Origin of the sequence: Streptomyces sp. NPDC018964 (assembly GCF_044390325.1) — a bacterium.
Lineage (GTDB): Bacteria > Actinomycetota > Actinomycetes > Streptomycetales > Streptomycetaceae > Streptomyces.
The window spans coordinates 56,890-70,670 of sequence record NZ_JBIRYZ010000020.1 but is presented as its reverse complement, the minus strand read 5'-3'; the positions used below and the strand labels follow the sequence as shown (position 1 = coordinate 70,670).

The following is a 13,781-nucleotide window of genomic DNA, read 5'->3' as shown; positions in this document are numbered from 1 at the left end:
TGCGGAACCTTCCAGGGGCGGCCGTCGGGCCGGGCCGTGCGCAGCGGGGCCCTTGACGGGCCGGAAGACGCGGGGGAAGACTCCTTCAACAGAACGTTGAATCCCATCCCGGCGGAAGACCAGGAGGAGGATGCGGGTGCCCGACGCCGGACACGTGCTGCGCTCCACGCGCGTCATCACCCCCGGAGGGACGCGCGCCGCGTCCGTCACGGTCGCCGACGGCACGATCACGGCCGTCCTGCCGTACGACGCGCCCGTCCCGGAAGGCGCCCGCCTGGAGGACCTCGGCGACGACGTCCTGCTGCCCGGCCTGGTCGACACCCACGTGCACGTCAACGACCCCGGACGCACCGAGTGGGAGGGCTTCCGGACCGCCACCCGCGCGGCGGCGGCCGGCGGCGTCACCACCCTGATCGACATGCCGCTCAACTCCCTCCCGCCCACCACCACCGTCGACCACCTGCGCGCCAAACAGCGGGTCGCCGCCGGCCGGGCCCACGTCGACGTCGGCTTCTGGGGCGGCGCCCTGCCCGGCAACGTCGAGGACCTGCGCCCGCTGCACGAGGCCGGCGTCTTCGGCTTCAAGGCCTTCCTGTCACCCTCCGGCGTGGACGAGTTCCCCCACCTCGACCAGGAACAGCTGGCCCGGTCCCTGGCGGAGGTCGCCGCCTTCGACGGCCTGCTGATCGTGCACGCCGAGGACCCGCACCACCTCGCCGCCGCCCCGCGGCGCGGCGGCCCGAAGTACGCCGACTTCCTCGCCTCCCGCCCGCGCGAGGCCGAGAACACGGCGGTGGCGCACCTGATCGCCCAGGCGAAACACCGGGGCGCACGCGTGCACGTGCTTCACCTCTCCTCCGGCGACGCGCTCCCCACGATCGCCGCGGCCAAGGCGGACGGCGTACGCGTCACCGTCGAGACCTGCCCCCACTACCTCACCCTCACCGCGGAGGAGATCCCCGACGGTGCGAGCGAGTTCAAGTGCTGCCCGCCCATCCGCGAGGCCGCCGACCGGGACCTGCTCTGGCGGGCCCTGGCGGACGGCACCGTCGACTGCGTCGTCAGCGACCACTCCCCGTCCACCGCCGACCTCAAGACGGACGACTTCGCCACCGCCTGGGGCGGCATCTCCGGCCTCCAGCTCGGCCTGCCGGCCGTCTGGACCGAGGCCCGCGGACGCGGCCACGGCCTGGAGGACGTGGTGCGCTGGATGTCGACGCGCACGGCGGCGCTCGCCGGACTCGACGCGCGCAAGGGCGCCATCGCGCCCGGCCGCGACGCCGACTTCGCCGTCCTCGACCCCGACGAGACCTTCACCGTCGACCCGGCGGCGCTCCAGCACCGCAACCACGTGACGGCCTACGCGGGCAGGACCCTGTACGGCGTCGTGAAGTCCACCTGGCTGCACGGTGAACGCATCCTCGCCGACGGCGCGTTCACCGAACCGAAGGGCCGACTGCTCACCCGCCCCCACCGACACCCGAAGGACAGGACCGGACCACCGTGACGGCGATCGAGAGCTTCACCGGCGACGCACCCCCCTACGGCGGCGGTGACCCGTACGCGGACTACCGCACCGCCGACTTCCCCTTCACCCACCTCGCCGACCTCGCCGACCGCCGGCTCGGCGCCGGTGTCGTCGCCGCCAACGACGAGTTCTTCGCCCAGCGCGAGAACCTGCTGCTGCCCGGGCGCGCCGGGTTCGACCCCGAGCGCTACGGGCACAAGGGCAAGATCATGGACGGCTGGGAGACCCGCCGCCGGCGCGGCACCTCCGCCGAGCACCCCTGGCCGGCGGACGAGGACCACGACTGGGCGCTGATCCGGCTCGGCGCCCCCGGAGTCGTCCGCGGGATCGTCGTGGACACCGCCCACTTCCGCGGCAACCACCCGCGGGCCGTCTCCGTCGAGGGCACGTCGGTGGCGGGCTTCCCCTCCCCGGAGGAACTGCTCTCGGACGACGTGACGTGGACGACGCTCGTCCCGCGCACCCCGGTCGGCGGCCACGCGGCCAACGGCTTCGCCGTCACATCCGGGCAGCGCTTCACCCACCTGCGCCTCAACCAGCACCCCGACGGGGGCATCGCCCGACTGCGCGTGCACGGCGAGGTCGTCCCGGACCCGGCGTGGCTGGCCGCGCTCGGCACCTTCGACGTCGTCGCCCTGGAGAACGGCGGCCGGGTCGAGGACGCCTCGGACCACTTCTACGCACCGGCCGTCAACACCATCCGGCCCGGCCGCTCCCACACGATGGGCGACGGCTGGGAGACCCGCCGCCGCCGCGACCGGGGCCACGACTGGATCCGCTACCGCCTGGCCGCCCGGTCGGAGATCCGCGCCCTGGAGATCGACACGGCGTACCTGAAGGGCAACAGCGCCGGCTGGGCGTCGGTGTCGGTGAAGGACGGGGACGACGGCGACTGGCGGGAGATCCTGCCCCGCACCCGCCTCCAGCCCGACACCGCCCACCGCTTCGTCCTCCCGGCCCCGGCGACCGCCACCCACGCCCGCGTGGACATCCACCCGGACGGCGGCATCTCCCGCCTCCGCCTCTTCGGCTCCCTCACCGAACAGAACGGCTGACCCCGCCCGGCCGCGGCGGTCATGCCACAACCACCGCAGCCGCAGGCAGCCGTGCCGCCGTAGCTGCGGGCAGTCGTGCCGCTGGGGCGGCACGGGTGGGCGCAGCGGCACCCGGCAACGCCGGAAGAACAACCCCTTACGCTCAGCACCCCACCCCCGGCCGGCAGCCCCCCGGCGCGGCGCCCGCCACCCCGGCCGTCACGTCCAGCCGGACATCACGCCGCATGCCCCCCGTCCACCGAGAACTCCGCCCCGGTGACGTACGCCGCCCCCGCCAGGTGGACGATCGTCTCCGCGACCTCCTCCGCCGTCCCGAACCGCCCCACCGCCGTCATCGCCGCCTGCCCGCCCGCATACGGCCCGTCCGCCGGATTCATGTCCGTGTCGATCGGCCCCGGATGGACGATGTTCGCCGTGATCCCCCGCTCACCCAGCTCCCGCGCCAGCGCCTTCGTCAGCCCCACCAGCGCCGACTTGCTCATCGCGTACAGCGTCCCGCCCGGCCCGGGCACCCGCTGTGTCATGCACGTACCGACGGTGACGATCCGGCCCCCGCGTGGCATGAGGGCGACCGCCGCGCGGGAGGCGAGGAAGACGCCGCGCACGTTCACCGCGAGCACCCGGTCGACATCGGCGCGGGACAGCGTCTCCACCGGCCCGAGCACGCCGACGCCCGCGTTGTTCACCAGGACGTCGAGCCGGCCCAACTCCCGCGCTGCGGCGTTCACCGCCCCCGCCGCCTCCTCCGGGTCGCCGGCGTCCGCGCGCAGGGCCACCGCGCGACGCCCCGAAGCCTCCACGGCCCGCACGACCTCCCCGGCCGCCTCCTCGCCGTTCACGTACGTCACCGCGACGTCCGCGCCCTCCCGCGCGAGCCGCAACGCCGTCGCCGCACCGATCCCGCGGCTGCCGCCGGTCACCAGCGCCACCTTGCCGAGCAGGGCCTTCTCAGGGTTCCTCACAGAAATGTCCGTCGTCATGCGTCCATCCCAGCGCCCCAGCCGCCCGGTCACCGGCGGCGAACGGACGTCGACCTGACGCCCCGCCGACGAGTTGCGGACCCCACCGGGGTCTGAGCTGATGACGACATGCCCCACCCGCGCGCCAGGAAGGCAGGAACCCGCCATGGGCAAGCTCGTAGTCACCGCCTTCGTCACCCTCGACGGCGTCCACCAGGCCCCCGGCGGCCCCCAGGAGGACACCAGGGACGGCTTCGACCAGGGCGGCTGGAGCGTCCCCTACGGCGACGAGGACTTCGGCCGGTTCGTCAACGGGGTCTTCTCCCGCGTGGACGCCTTCCTCCTCGGCCGTCGTACGTACGACATCTTCGCCTCGTACTGGCCGAAGATGACCGACCCCGCCGATCCGGTCGCCGGCAAGCTGAACACGCTGCCGAAGTACGTCGCCTCCACCACCCTCACCGACCCCGGGTGGACCGGCACCACCGTGCTCCGCGGCGACCTCGCCCAAGAGGTCACCGCCCTCAAGGAACGCACCGGCGGCGAGCTCCAGCTGCACGGCAGCGGAGCCCTCGCCCGGTCCCTGTTCGCGCTCGACCTCGTGGACACCCTGCACCTGCTGACCTTCCCGGTCGTCCTCGGCGCCGGGCGCCGCCTGTTCCCGGAGGGCTCGATGCCGAGCGCCTTCCGGCACACCGGCGGAGAGATCACCGCCGCGGGCGTGTCCGTCCAGACCTACGACTTCGCCGGCCGCCCCGAGTACGGCTCGTACGAGCTCCCGGCGGACGCCTGACACCGGCCACGGCGGGAAAGGACCACGGCCTACGCCGAGTCCGCCCGTACGGTGATGGAGGTCAGGTCCACCCCGCACCGGCGCCGGCGCTGCCGTCGGAGCGAGTACGACAGCCCTCCCGCGAAGAGGCCCGGCAGGCGTCCCACCAGCGCAGGTCGCGGGGTGCGGCAAGGACGCCCCCGCGCACACGGTGGCCACCCCGGGCTCCCCACCCGTGGCGCCCGCCGCACCGTCACCGCTGATCAGCCGGACTTCAGGCGCTCCGCGGCGGCGAACAGGGCGCCGCCCAGCACCAGCAGGGCGACGCTCGCGTAGATCTCGTAGCCGTCGAGGAACCCGAACCGCTGCACGAGCCCCCAGTCCCAGTCGGAGAACTCGGTCACCAGACCCGCCACTCCCTGCGCCACGGCGAGGAAACCCATGATTCCCAGCAATTCCTTCATGGCGTCGATCCTCGCCCCGCGGATCCCCCGTCCGTATCGGCCGCGGGGTGAGCCCTCCCCGACGGAAGGCGGTGCTTCGCGCCGGCCGGAGCGCCGAAAGTCCGCGGTGCCGCGACTTTGGTCGGTGATCCCGCCCGCAGGGCGGTACCGGAGGCGTTCCTTGCATAGATTTGTCGACTGTGACTGGTGACAAGGCGGCGCACACCGCCCCGGTGTTCACGGGGCGCCGATGGTTCTTCCCGTCCGCCCTCCTCCACGAACTCGACCCCGACGCGGCCCGTTCCGGGCGCCGGCCCCGGCGCACCGCGCGGGACTGGGTCGTCGACTTCTCCTGCTTCGTGCTGGCCGTCCTGGTGGGTCTCGTGGGCGCCGAGTCGCTCCACGACAACCACGCCGTCCCGCACGCGCTGGCCGTCGCCGACCAGGTGCTCGGCGCGCTGTCGTGCGCCGCGGTCTGGCTGCGCCGACGGTGGCCGCTCGCCCTGGCCGCCGTGATGGTCCCGGTCGGCTTCGTTTCGGAGACCTCCGGGGGCGCGGCCATGATCGCCCTGTTCACGCTCGCCGTGCACCGGCCCTTCCGGTACGTGCTGTGGGTGGGCGGGGCCCACGCGGTGTCCGTCCCGCTGTACTTCTGGTGGCGACCCGATCCCGACCTGCCGTACCTCGCCTCGCTGGTCCTCTTCGTGGTGCTGGTGGTCGCGATCGTCGGCTGGGGCATGTTCGTACGGTCCAAGCGGCAGCTCATGCTGAGCCTGCGGGACCGGGCGCGGCGGGCCGAGACCGAGGCGCGGCTGCGGGCCGAACAGGCGCAGCGGCTCGCGCGCGAGGCCATCGCGCGGGAGATGCACGATGTGCTCGCGCACCGGCTGACGCTGCTGAGCGTGCACGCGGGCGCCCTGGAGTTCCGGCCCGACGCCCCGCGCGAGGAGGTCGCGCGGGCGGCCGGCGTCATCCGGGAGAGCGCGCACGAGGCGCTGCAGGACCTGCGGGAGATCATCGGCGTGCTGCGGGCCGGCGACGCCGACGACGCGGGCCGGCCGCAGCCGACGCTCGCGGCGCTCGACACCCTGGTCGCCGAGTCCCGGCAGGCCGGCATGAAGGCCACCCTGGACCAGCGGGTCACCGACCCGGCTGCCGTCCCCGCCTCCGTCGGCCGCACCGCCTACCGGATCGCCCAGGAGGGCCTGACCAACGCCCGCAAGCACGCCCCCGGCGCGGAGGTCGCCGTGTCGGTCACCGGCGGCCCGGGGGAGGGCCTCACGGTGACCGTGCGCAACCCGGCGCCGGAGGGGGAGGTGCCGCATGTGCCCGGCGCCGGGCAGGGCCTGATCGGCCTCACCGAACGGGCGGCCCTGGCCGGCGGCACCCTGGAACACGGGCCCGCCCCCGACGGCGGGTTCGAGGTACGGGCCAGGCTGCCGTGGGACTGAACGGGGACCGGGCGGCGCGTGTGTTCCCGCCCCGCCCGGCCGTGATTACCTACGGGCCATGACTGCGATCAGAGTGCTCCTCGTCGACGACGACCCGCTGGTGCGGGCCGGACTGTCCTTCATGCTGGGCGGCGCGGACGACATCGAGATCGTCGGTGAGGCCGCAGACGGCGGCGAGGTCGAGGCGCTCGTCGACCGCACCCGGCCGCACGTCGTCCTCATGGACATCCGGATGCCGACGGTGGACGGTCTCACCGCCACCGAGTCGCTGCGCCGGCGCGAGGACGCCCCGCAGGTCGTGGTGCTCACCACCTTTCACGCCGACGAGCAGGTGCTGCGCGCGCTGCGCGCGGGGGCCGCGGGGTTCGTCCTCAAGGACACCCCGCCCGCCGAGATCGTCGCCGCGGTGCGCCGGGTCGCGGCCGGCGACCCGGTGCTGTCGCCGACCGTCACCCGGCAGTTGATGGCCCACGCGGCCGGCACCGCCGCCGACACGCGGCGCACGCGCGCACGCGCGCGCGTCGCGGACCTCAACGACCGTGAACGCGAGGTCGCCGTCGCCGTCGGCCGGGGCCTGGCCAACGCCGACATCGCCGCCGAGCTCTACATGAGCGTGGCCACCGTCAAGGCCCACGTCTCCCGGATCCTCGCCAAGCTGAACCTCGACAACCGCGTCCAGATCGCCCTGCTCGCCCACGACGCCGGCCTCCTGGACGAACCCGGGGACCACTGATCTCAGGTGTACGCCGCCGTCGCCCCGCGCACCAGCTCCGTCGGCCGGACCGGTCTGCGCTCCCGCCGGGACAGCTCGCACGCCTCCGCGACCAGCAGCGCCTGGAGAGCCTCCCGCCCGTCGCACGGGTTGGCCCGCTCGCCCCGCACCACCTCGACGAACGCGATCAGCTCGGCCTCGTACGCGGGCCCGAACCGCTCCAGGAAACCGGTCCACGGCTTGTCCGCGGCCGGCGGCCCGGTCGGTTCGGTGGACGCGATCGGCGTACGGTCGTCCAGGCCGACGGCGATCTGGTCCCGCTCCCCGGCGAGCTCCATGCGCACGTCGTAGCCGGCGCCGTTCAGCCGGGTCGCGGTGACCGTGGCGAGCGTGCCGTCGTCGAGGGTGAGGAGGGCCGCGCCGGTGTCGACGTCGCCCGCCTCGCGGAACATCGCGGGTCCGGCGTCGGACCCGGCCGCGTAGACCTCCGTGACCTCCCGGCCGGTCACCCAGCGCAGGATGTCGAAGTCGTGGATCAGGGAGTCCCGGTACAGCCCGCCGGACTGCGGCAGGTACCCGGCCGGCGGCGGCTCCGCGTCGCCGCTCATCGCCCGTACGGTGTGCAGCCGCCCGAGCCTGCCCGAGCGCACCGCCTCCCGCGCGCCCGTGTACCCGGCGTCGAAACGGCGCTGGAACCCCATCTGCAGGACGGTCCCGGCGGTCTCGACCTCGGTGATCGCCTGTAACGTGCCCGTCAGGTCCAGGGCGATGGGCTTCTCGCAGAACACCGGCAGTCCCGCGCGCGCCGCCCGGCCGATCAGATCGGCGTGGGCGGACGTGGCCGCCGTGATCACCACGGCGTCCACTCCCCAGGTGTAGATCTCGTCCACCCCGGGTGCCGCCGTCTCGCCGAGCCGGTGGGCGAGGGCCTGGGCCCGTGCCGGATCGACGTCCGTGAGGATCAGGGAGCCGACGTCGCGGTGCCTGCTGAGTGTGTGGGCGTGAATGGTGCCGATGCGGCCCGTACCGATGACCCCTATGCGCATGGAAACAAAGTGGGGCTCACGCCACTCCCTGTCAATGCGTATGTCCGGACAACCGAACTACACGACTTCCCGTCAACAGCCCACGGGACTACGCTCGGTCCGTGCCGAAACCAGAAGTGGACCCGACCGTACAGCTGGAACTGAGCGTGGACCGCGGCTCCCCCGTGCCGTTGTACTTCCAGCTGTCCCGGCAGTTGGAGTCCGCCATCGAGCGCGGCGCGCTGATCCCCGGCACCCTGCTGGGCAACGAGATCGAGCTCGCCGCGCGGCTGGGCCTGTCCCGGCCGACCGTCCGCCAGGCCATCCAGTCCCTCGTCGACAAGGGGCTGCTGGTGCGCCGCCGCGGGGTCGGCACCCAGGTGGTGCACAGCCAGGTCAAGCGCCCCCTGGAGCTCAGCAGCCTCTACGACGACCTGGAGGCGGCCGGGCAGCGTCCCGGGACGAAGGTGCTGGTCAACACCGTCGTGGCGGCGTCCGCCGAGGTCGCGGCCGCGCTCGGCGTGGCCGAGGACAGCGAGGTGCACCGGATCGAACGGCTGCGGCTCACCCACGGGGAGCCGATGGCGTACCTGTGCAACCACCTGCCGCCGGGACTGCTCGACCTGGACACCGACCGGCTGGAGGCCACCGGCCTGTACCGGCTGATGCGGGCCGCCGGGATCACCCTGCACAGCGCCCGCCAGACCATCGGCGCCCGTGCCGCCACCGACGACGAGGCCGAGCGGCTGGAGGAGGCGAGCGGCGCCCCGCTGCTCACCATGGAGCGCGTGACCTTCGACGACACCGGCCGCGCGGTGGAGTTCGGTACCCACACCTACCGGCCCTCCCGCTACTCCTTCGAGTTCCAGCTGCTTGTACGGTCCTGACAATCCGGCGCGAGGCGCGCACCGCGCCGTCGTCATGTCAGGACAATGTGACCGAACTCCGGTCCCCGCGCGGGGACGCCCGGTGCCCGTGTTCGACAATGGGGCGTTTGGGGCCGGTGTGGTCATCGGCCCCTTGCATACGCAAGAGCACAGCAAGAAGGGCAAGTCCTCGTGTCACGGTTTTCGACCTGGGTGGGCATCGCGGTGGTGGGGGCGCTGAGCCTCTCGCTCGCCGGGTGCAGCGGTACCGGCGGCAAACGGGCGGAGGACGCCCGCGCGGCCGCGGCGGCCCGGGGCGGGGCGGCGGTGGACACCCCCCGCTGGACCTTCGCGATGATCACCCACGCGGGGGACGGCGACACCTTCTGGGACATCGTCCAGAGCGGTGCGGAGCAGGCCGTGGTGAAGGACAACGTCCGCTTCCTCTACTCGCACGACGACGAGGCCCAGCAGCAGGCGCAGCTCGTGGACGCGGCCGTCGACAAGAAGGTGGACGGCATCATCGTCACCCTCGCCAAGCCGGACGCGATGAAGGCGTCCCTCGCCCGCGCCCGTGAGGCCGGCATCCCGGTCGTCACCGTGAACAGCGGCTCGGCCGAGTCGAAGGAGTTCGGCGCGCTCACCCACATCGGCCAGGACGAGACGATCGCCGGCGAGGCGGTCGGCGAGGAGCTGGACGAACGGGGCCGCAAGAAGGCCCTCTGCGTCCTGCACGAGCAGGGCAACGTCGGTCACGAGCAGCGCTGCGACGGTGTGGAGAAGGCCTTCGACGGCACGGTGGTCCGCCTCCACGTCAACGGCACGAGCATGCCCGACGTGCAGTCGGCGATCGAGGCCCGGCTGCAGTCCGACACCGCCGTGGACGCCGTCGTCACCCTGGGCGCCCCCTACGCCGACACCGCCGTCAAGGCGCGTGAGGGGGCGGGCAGCGACGCCGAGATCGACACCTTCGACCTCAACGCCAAGGTCGCCGCCGGCCTGAAGGACGGCAGCCTCGGCTTCGCCGTCGACCAGCAGCCCTACCTCCAGGGCTACGAGGCGGTCGACCTGCTGTGGCTGTACCGGTACAACGCCGATGTCCTCGGCGGCGGCCGGCCCGTGCTCACCGGACCGCAGATCATCACCGAGGACGACGCCGCCGCGCTCGAGGACTACACGCGGCGGGGCACCCGATGAGCGCGACGACCCCCGGCGTATCTCCCGATGCCTCTTCCGACGTGTCCTCCGGGGCCTCTTCCGACGCATCTGATGAAAGGTTTCTGCGCGGTTCTTCGCCGCTCCGGCGGCTGCTGACCAGACCCGAGCTCGGCTCCCTCGTCGGTGCGATCGCCGTCTTCTGCTGCTTCGCCCTCGCCGCCGACAGCTTCCTGCGCGCCTCCAGCCTCGGCACCGTGCTCTACGCGTCCTCCACCATCGGCATCATGGCCGTCCCGGTCGCACTGCTGATGATCGGCGGCGAGTTCGACCTGTCGGCCGGTGTCCTGGTCACGTCGTCGGCACTGGTGTCGTCGATGTTCAGCTACCAGATGACCGCCAACGTCTGGGTCGGAGTCGGCGTGTCCCTGCTGGTCACGCTCGCCGTCGGCGCCTTCAACGGGATCATGCTGGCCCGCACGGGACTGCCGAGCTTCATCGTCACGCTCGGCACCTTCCTGATGCTGACCGGCCTGAACCTCGGCCTCACCAAGCTGATCAGCGGCACCGTCTCCACGCGGACCATCGCCGACATGGAGGGCTTCACCACCGCGCGGGCCCTGTTCGCCTCGACCCTCACCGTCGGCGGCGCGCACATCAAGGTCACCGTCCTGTGGTGGCTCGCCCTGGTCGCCCTCGGCAGCTGGATCCTGCTGCGCACCCGCGCCGGCAACTGGATCTTCGCGGTCGGCGGCAACGAACGGGCCGCCCGCGCGGTGGGCGTCCCCGTGACCCGCACCAAGACCGCCCTCTACATGGGCGTCGCCCTCGGCGCCTGGATCTGCGGCCAGCACCTGCTCTTCTCCTACGACGTCGTCCAGTCCGGCGAGGGCGTCGGCAACGAGCTGATCTACATCATCGCGGCCGTCATCGGCGGCTGCCTGATCACCGGCGGCCACGGCAGCGCCGTCGGCTCGGCGGTCGGCGCGCTGCTCTTCGGCATGACCAGCAAGGGCATCGTCTTCGCCGAGTGGAACCCCGACTGGTTCAAGTTCTTCCTCGGAGCGATGCTGCTCCTGGCCACCCTGCTCAACACCTGGGTGCGCCGCCGCGCGGAGGCATCGACATGACCCGGACCGACTCCCGCACGGCCCTCGTGGAGCTGTCCGGCGTCAGCAAGCGCTACGGCAACGTCCGCGCCCTCGAAGGCGTCTCACTGGAGGTGCACGCGGGCGAGATCACCTGTGTGCTGGGTGACAACGGCGCCGGCAAGTCCACCCTGATCAAGATCATCGCGGGACTGCACCGGCACGACGGCGGCACGCTCGCCCTCGACGGCGAGGAGACCCACCTGGCCTCCCCGCGCGAGGCCCTGGACCGGGGCATCGCCACCGTCCACCAGGACCTGGCCGTCGTCCCGCTGATGCCGGTGTGGCGGAACTTCTTCCTCGGCTCCGAGCCGCGCAAGGGCACCGGCCCCTTCAAGCGCATGGACGTCGACCGCATGCGCCGCACCACCCGCGCGGAACTCCTCCGCATGGGCATCGACCTCCGCGACGTCGACCAGCCCATCGGCACCCTCTCCGGCGGCGAACGCCAGTGCGTGGCCATCGCCCGCGCGGTGCACTTCGGCGCGAAGGTCCTCGTCCTGGACGAACCGACGGCGGCCCTGGGCGTGAAGCAGTCGGGCGTGGTCCTGAAATATGTGTCGGCGGCACGCGACGAGGGCCTGGGCGTCGTCTTCATCACCCACAACCCGCACCACGCGTACCTGGTGGGGGACAGATTCGTCCTCCTGAAGCGGGGCACGATGGTCGGCAACCACACACGTGACGACATCACGCTGGACGAGCTGACGAACCAAATGGCCGGCGGAAATGAGCTGGACGATCTACGCCATGAACTGAAACGCCCTTAGGGGCGCGGGGCTGTATGAATGTGCGGCTCCGCCGCGTGGGCGCGATCAACCCCGACGCACCCGCACCCGACAACGCACCCGGGATCCATTCGGCACCCGGCGGAGCCGTGCGGCACAATCGCACACGATGAGCACCTACCGCGACTTCACCGCCCCCATCGGCTCCCGCCGTGCCCCGGTCCTGAGAACCGTCGGCACCCGGGAGCGCCGCTCCCACCTGACGGCGCCCCGTGTCCCGACAGTGGGCATCGACATCGGCGGCACCAAGGTCATGGCGGGCGTCGTCGACGCCGACGGCAACATCCTGGAGCGGCTGCGCACGGAGACCCCGGACAAGTCCAAGAGCCCCAAGGTCGTCGAGGACACCATCGTCGAACTGGTGCTGGACCTGTCCGATCGGCACGACGTGCACGCCGTCGGCATCGGCGCGGCCGGCTGGGTCGACGCCGACCGCAACCGCGTGCTGTTCGCCCCCCACCTGTCCTGGCGCAACGAACCGCTGCGCGACCGCATCGCCGGCCGCCTCGCCGTCCCCGTCCTGGTGGACAACGACGCCAACACCGCCGCCTGGGCCGAGTGGCGCTTCGGCGCCGGCCGCGGCGAGGACCACCTCGTCATGATCACGCTCGGCACCGGCATCGGCGGCGCGATCCTGGAGGACGGGCAGGTCAAGCGCGGCAAGTACGGGGTGGCCGGCGAGTTCGGCCACATGCAGGTCGTCCCCGGCGGCCACCGCTGCCCCTGCGGCAACCGCGGCTGCTGGGAGCAGTACAGCTCCGGCAACGCGCTGGTCCGCGAGGCCCGCGAGCTGGCCGCCGCCGACTCGCCGGTCGCCTACGGGATCATCGAGCACGTCAAGGGCAACATCGCCGACATCAGCGGCCCGATGATCACCGAGCTGGCCCGCGAGGGCGATGCCATGTGCATCGAACTGCTCCAGGACATCGGGCAGTGGCTCGGCGTCGGCATCGCCAACCTCGCCGCCGCCCTCGACCCCTCCTGCTTCGTCATCGGCGGCGGCGTCTCCGCCGCCGACGACCTGCTGATCGGCCCCGCGCGGGACGCCTTCAAGCGGCACCTCACCGGCCGCGGCTACCGCCCCGAGGCCCACATCGTCCGCGCCCAGCTCGGCCCCGAGGCCGGCATGGTCGGCGCCGCGGACCTCGCCCGGCTGGTCGCCCGCCGCTTCCGCCGCGCCAAGCGCCGCCGCGTCGAGCGGTACGAACGCTACGAGCGGTACGCGGAGGCCCGCCGCACCACCCAGGAGTCGCGGTGAGCGACGAGGTCCCCCGACAGACGACCCACCCGGGCGCGCCCCGCCCGGCCGAGGACCGGTGGCACATGATCCGCCGCAGGGCGCTCACCCTGCTGATCATCGTGCTGCTCATCGGCATCCCGGCCGGGTACCTGGTGATCTCCGCGAACCAGAGCCGGGCCAGCGGCAAGGACAAGGAGGCGAAGTACTCCGCGACCGGCCTCACCGAGGGCTGGCCGTCGAAGGTGCAGCGCCGCCTCTACCAGGTGCCCGTACCGCACCCCGCCTGGTGGGTGGCCTCCTACGAGACCAACAACTGGAAGACCAGCCGCCTCTACGTCGAGTTCGAGACCACCGACGCGGGCCTGAGCGCCTTCCTCACCAGCATGGGCGTGCAACGGCACGACCTGAAACAGGGCCACATCACCATCGGCGAGCGCGACCGGGACGTCACCGGATGGACGTTCGACGGACCCGGCACCTGGTCCGGCCTCGTCCACGAGCAGAAGGACCCGGCACCCACCCACGACGTCGTCGTCAACCACGACAAGCCGGGCTATCCGAGGGTGTACGTCGTCTCCCGCACCGTGCCCTGACCCCGCCCGCCTCGCCGGCCGCCGAGGCCGGTTGTCAGACCCCGCC

14 protein-coding genes are annotated in these 13,781 nt (G+C 72.7%); 11 read left to right on the top strand and 3 right to left on the bottom strand.

Features of this window, described 5'->3' with window-relative positions:
• The first annotated feature begins 136 nt into the window (after positions 1–136).
• Complete coding sequence (gene allB / locus ACH5AO_RS27400; RefSeq protein ID WP_398929145.1) at positions 137–1,507, top strand: allantoinase AllB; 1,371 nt, start codon at positions 137–139, stop codon at positions 1,505–1,507.
• Complete coding sequence (alc, locus tag ACH5AO_RS27395; protein ID WP_398929143.1) at positions 1,504–2,583, top strand: allantoicase; 1,080 nt, start codon at positions 1,504–1,506, stop codon at positions 2,581–2,583. Before allB ends, alc begins: the two co-directional genes overlap by 4 nt.
• Before the next feature lie 215 nt (positions 2,584–2,798).
• Here the strand turns inward: alc and ACH5AO_RS27390 are convergent, their stop codons facing one another.
• Positions 2,799–3,563, bottom strand: coding sequence for an SDR family NAD(P)-dependent oxidoreductase (locus tag ACH5AO_RS27390; RefSeq protein WP_398929141.1), 765 nt, complete (start codon positions 3,561–3,563; stop codon positions 2,799–2,801).
• A 145-nt stretch (positions 3,564–3,708) separates the two neighbouring features.
• On the opposite strand from ACH5AO_RS27390, the gene ACH5AO_RS27385 reads away from it, so the two are divergent.
• Positions 3,709–4,335 carry a dihydrofolate reductase family protein gene (locus ACH5AO_RS27385; RefSeq protein WP_398929139.1) on the top strand — a complete coding sequence of 209 codons (627 nt, stop codon included), beginning with the start codon at positions 3,709–3,711 and terminating at the stop codon, positions 4,333–4,335.
• Positions 4,336–4,577: 242 nt separating this feature from the next.
• Here the strand turns inward: ACH5AO_RS27385 and ACH5AO_RS27380 are convergent, their stop codons facing one another.
• On the bottom strand, positions 4,578–4,778 hold the full coding sequence (locus tag ACH5AO_RS27380; RefSeq protein ID WP_398929137.1) for a hypothetical protein: 201 nt from the start codon (positions 4,776–4,778) through the stop codon (positions 4,578–4,580).
• A gap of 179 nt (positions 4,779–4,957) precedes the next feature.
• Between ACH5AO_RS27380 and ACH5AO_RS27375 the strand changes: the two genes are divergently transcribed.
• Together ACH5AO_RS27375 and ACH5AO_RS27370 are read left to right on the top strand one after the other, a co-directional pair.
• On the top strand, positions 4,958–6,208 hold the full coding sequence (locus tag ACH5AO_RS27375) for a sensor histidine kinase (RefSeq protein WP_398929135.1): 1,251 nt from the start codon (positions 4,958–4,960) through the stop codon (positions 6,206–6,208).
• A gap of 58 nt (positions 6,209–6,266) precedes the next feature.
• A complete protein-coding gene (locus ACH5AO_RS27370; RefSeq protein WP_398929133.1) occupies positions 6,267–6,941 on the top strand; it encodes a response regulator in 675 nt (224 codons plus the stop codon).
• A gap of 2 nt (positions 6,942–6,943) precedes the next feature.
• Here the strand turns inward: ACH5AO_RS27370 and ACH5AO_RS27365 are convergent, their stop codons facing one another.
• Positions 6,944–7,966 carry a Gfo/Idh/MocA family oxidoreductase gene (locus ACH5AO_RS27365; protein WP_398929131.1) on the bottom strand — a complete coding sequence of 341 codons (1,023 nt, stop codon included), beginning with the start codon at positions 7,964–7,966 and terminating at the stop codon, positions 6,944–6,946.
• Between the two features lie 116 nt (positions 7,967–8,082).
• Between ACH5AO_RS27365 and ACH5AO_RS27360 the strand changes: the two genes are divergently transcribed.
• The 6 genes from ACH5AO_RS27360 to ACH5AO_RS27335 all read left to right on the top strand — a co-directional run bounded on the left by ACH5AO_RS27360 (position 8,083) and on the right by ACH5AO_RS27335 (position 13,735).
• Positions 8,083–8,832 (top strand): GntR family transcriptional regulator, encoded by a 750-nt coding sequence (locus ACH5AO_RS27360; RefSeq protein WP_398929274.1) that lies wholly within the window; start codon positions 8,083–8,085, stop codon positions 8,830–8,832.
• Positions 8,833–9,003: 171 nt separating this feature from the next.
• Positions 9,004–10,008 (top strand): sugar ABC transporter substrate-binding protein, encoded by a 1,005-nt coding sequence (locus ACH5AO_RS27355; RefSeq protein ID WP_398929128.1) that lies wholly within the window; start codon positions 9,004–9,006, stop codon positions 10,006–10,008.
• On the top strand, positions 10,005–11,096 hold the full coding sequence (locus ACH5AO_RS27350; RefSeq protein ID WP_398929126.1) for an ABC transporter permease: 1,092 nt from the start codon (positions 10,005–10,007) through the stop codon (positions 11,094–11,096). Before ACH5AO_RS27355 ends, ACH5AO_RS27350 begins: the two co-directional genes overlap by 4 nt.
• Positions 11,093–11,884 (top strand): ATP-binding cassette domain-containing protein, encoded by a 792-nt coding sequence (locus ACH5AO_RS27345; RefSeq protein WP_398929124.1) that lies wholly within the window; start codon positions 11,093–11,095, stop codon positions 11,882–11,884. Before ACH5AO_RS27350 ends, ACH5AO_RS27345 begins: the two co-directional genes overlap by 4 nt.
• A gap of 127 nt (positions 11,885–12,011) precedes the next feature.
• The gene (locus ACH5AO_RS27340) at positions 12,012–13,160 is read left to right on the top strand and encodes an ROK family glucokinase (RefSeq protein WP_398929122.1); all 1,149 of its coding nucleotides are present in this window, start codon (positions 12,012–12,014) and stop codon (positions 13,158–13,160) included.
• On the top strand, positions 13,157–13,735 hold the full coding sequence (locus ACH5AO_RS27335) for a sugar kinase (protein ID WP_398929120.1): 579 nt from the start codon (positions 13,157–13,159) through the stop codon (positions 13,733–13,735). Before ACH5AO_RS27340 ends, ACH5AO_RS27335 begins: the two co-directional genes overlap by 4 nt.
• The last annotated feature ends 46 nt before the right edge of the window (positions 13,736–13,781 follow it).

Coding starts and splice junctions, on each gene's coding strand:
- ACH5AO_RS27390 (WP_398929141.1), bottom strand. CDS start 3,563: ATGACGACGGACATTTCTGTGAGGAACCCTGAGAAGGCCCTGCTCGGC.
- ACH5AO_RS27385 (WP_398929139.1), top strand. CDS start 3,709: ATGGGCAAGCTCGTAGTCACCGCCTTCGTCACCCTCGACGGCGTCCAC.
- ACH5AO_RS27380 (WP_398929137.1), bottom strand. CDS start 4,778: ATGAAGGAATTGCTGGGAATCATGGGTTTCCTCGCCGTGGCGCAGGGA.
- ACH5AO_RS27370 (WP_398929133.1), top strand. CDS start 6,267: ATGACTGCGATCAGAGTGCTCCTCGTCGACGACGACCCGCTGGTGCGG.
- ACH5AO_RS27365 (WP_398929131.1), bottom strand. CDS start 7,966: ATGCGCATAGGGGTCATCGGTACGGGCCGCATCGGCACCATTCACGCC.
- ACH5AO_RS27350 (WP_398929126.1), top strand. CDS start 10,005: ATGAGCGCGACGACCCCCGGCGTATCTCCCGATGCCTCTTCCGACGTG.
- ACH5AO_RS27345 (WP_398929124.1), top strand. CDS start 11,093: ATGACCCGGACCGACTCCCGCACGGCCCTCGTGGAGCTGTCCGGCGTC.
- ACH5AO_RS27340 (WP_398929122.1), top strand. CDS start 12,012: ATGAGCACCTACCGCGACTTCACCGCCCCCATCGGCTCCCGCCGTGCC.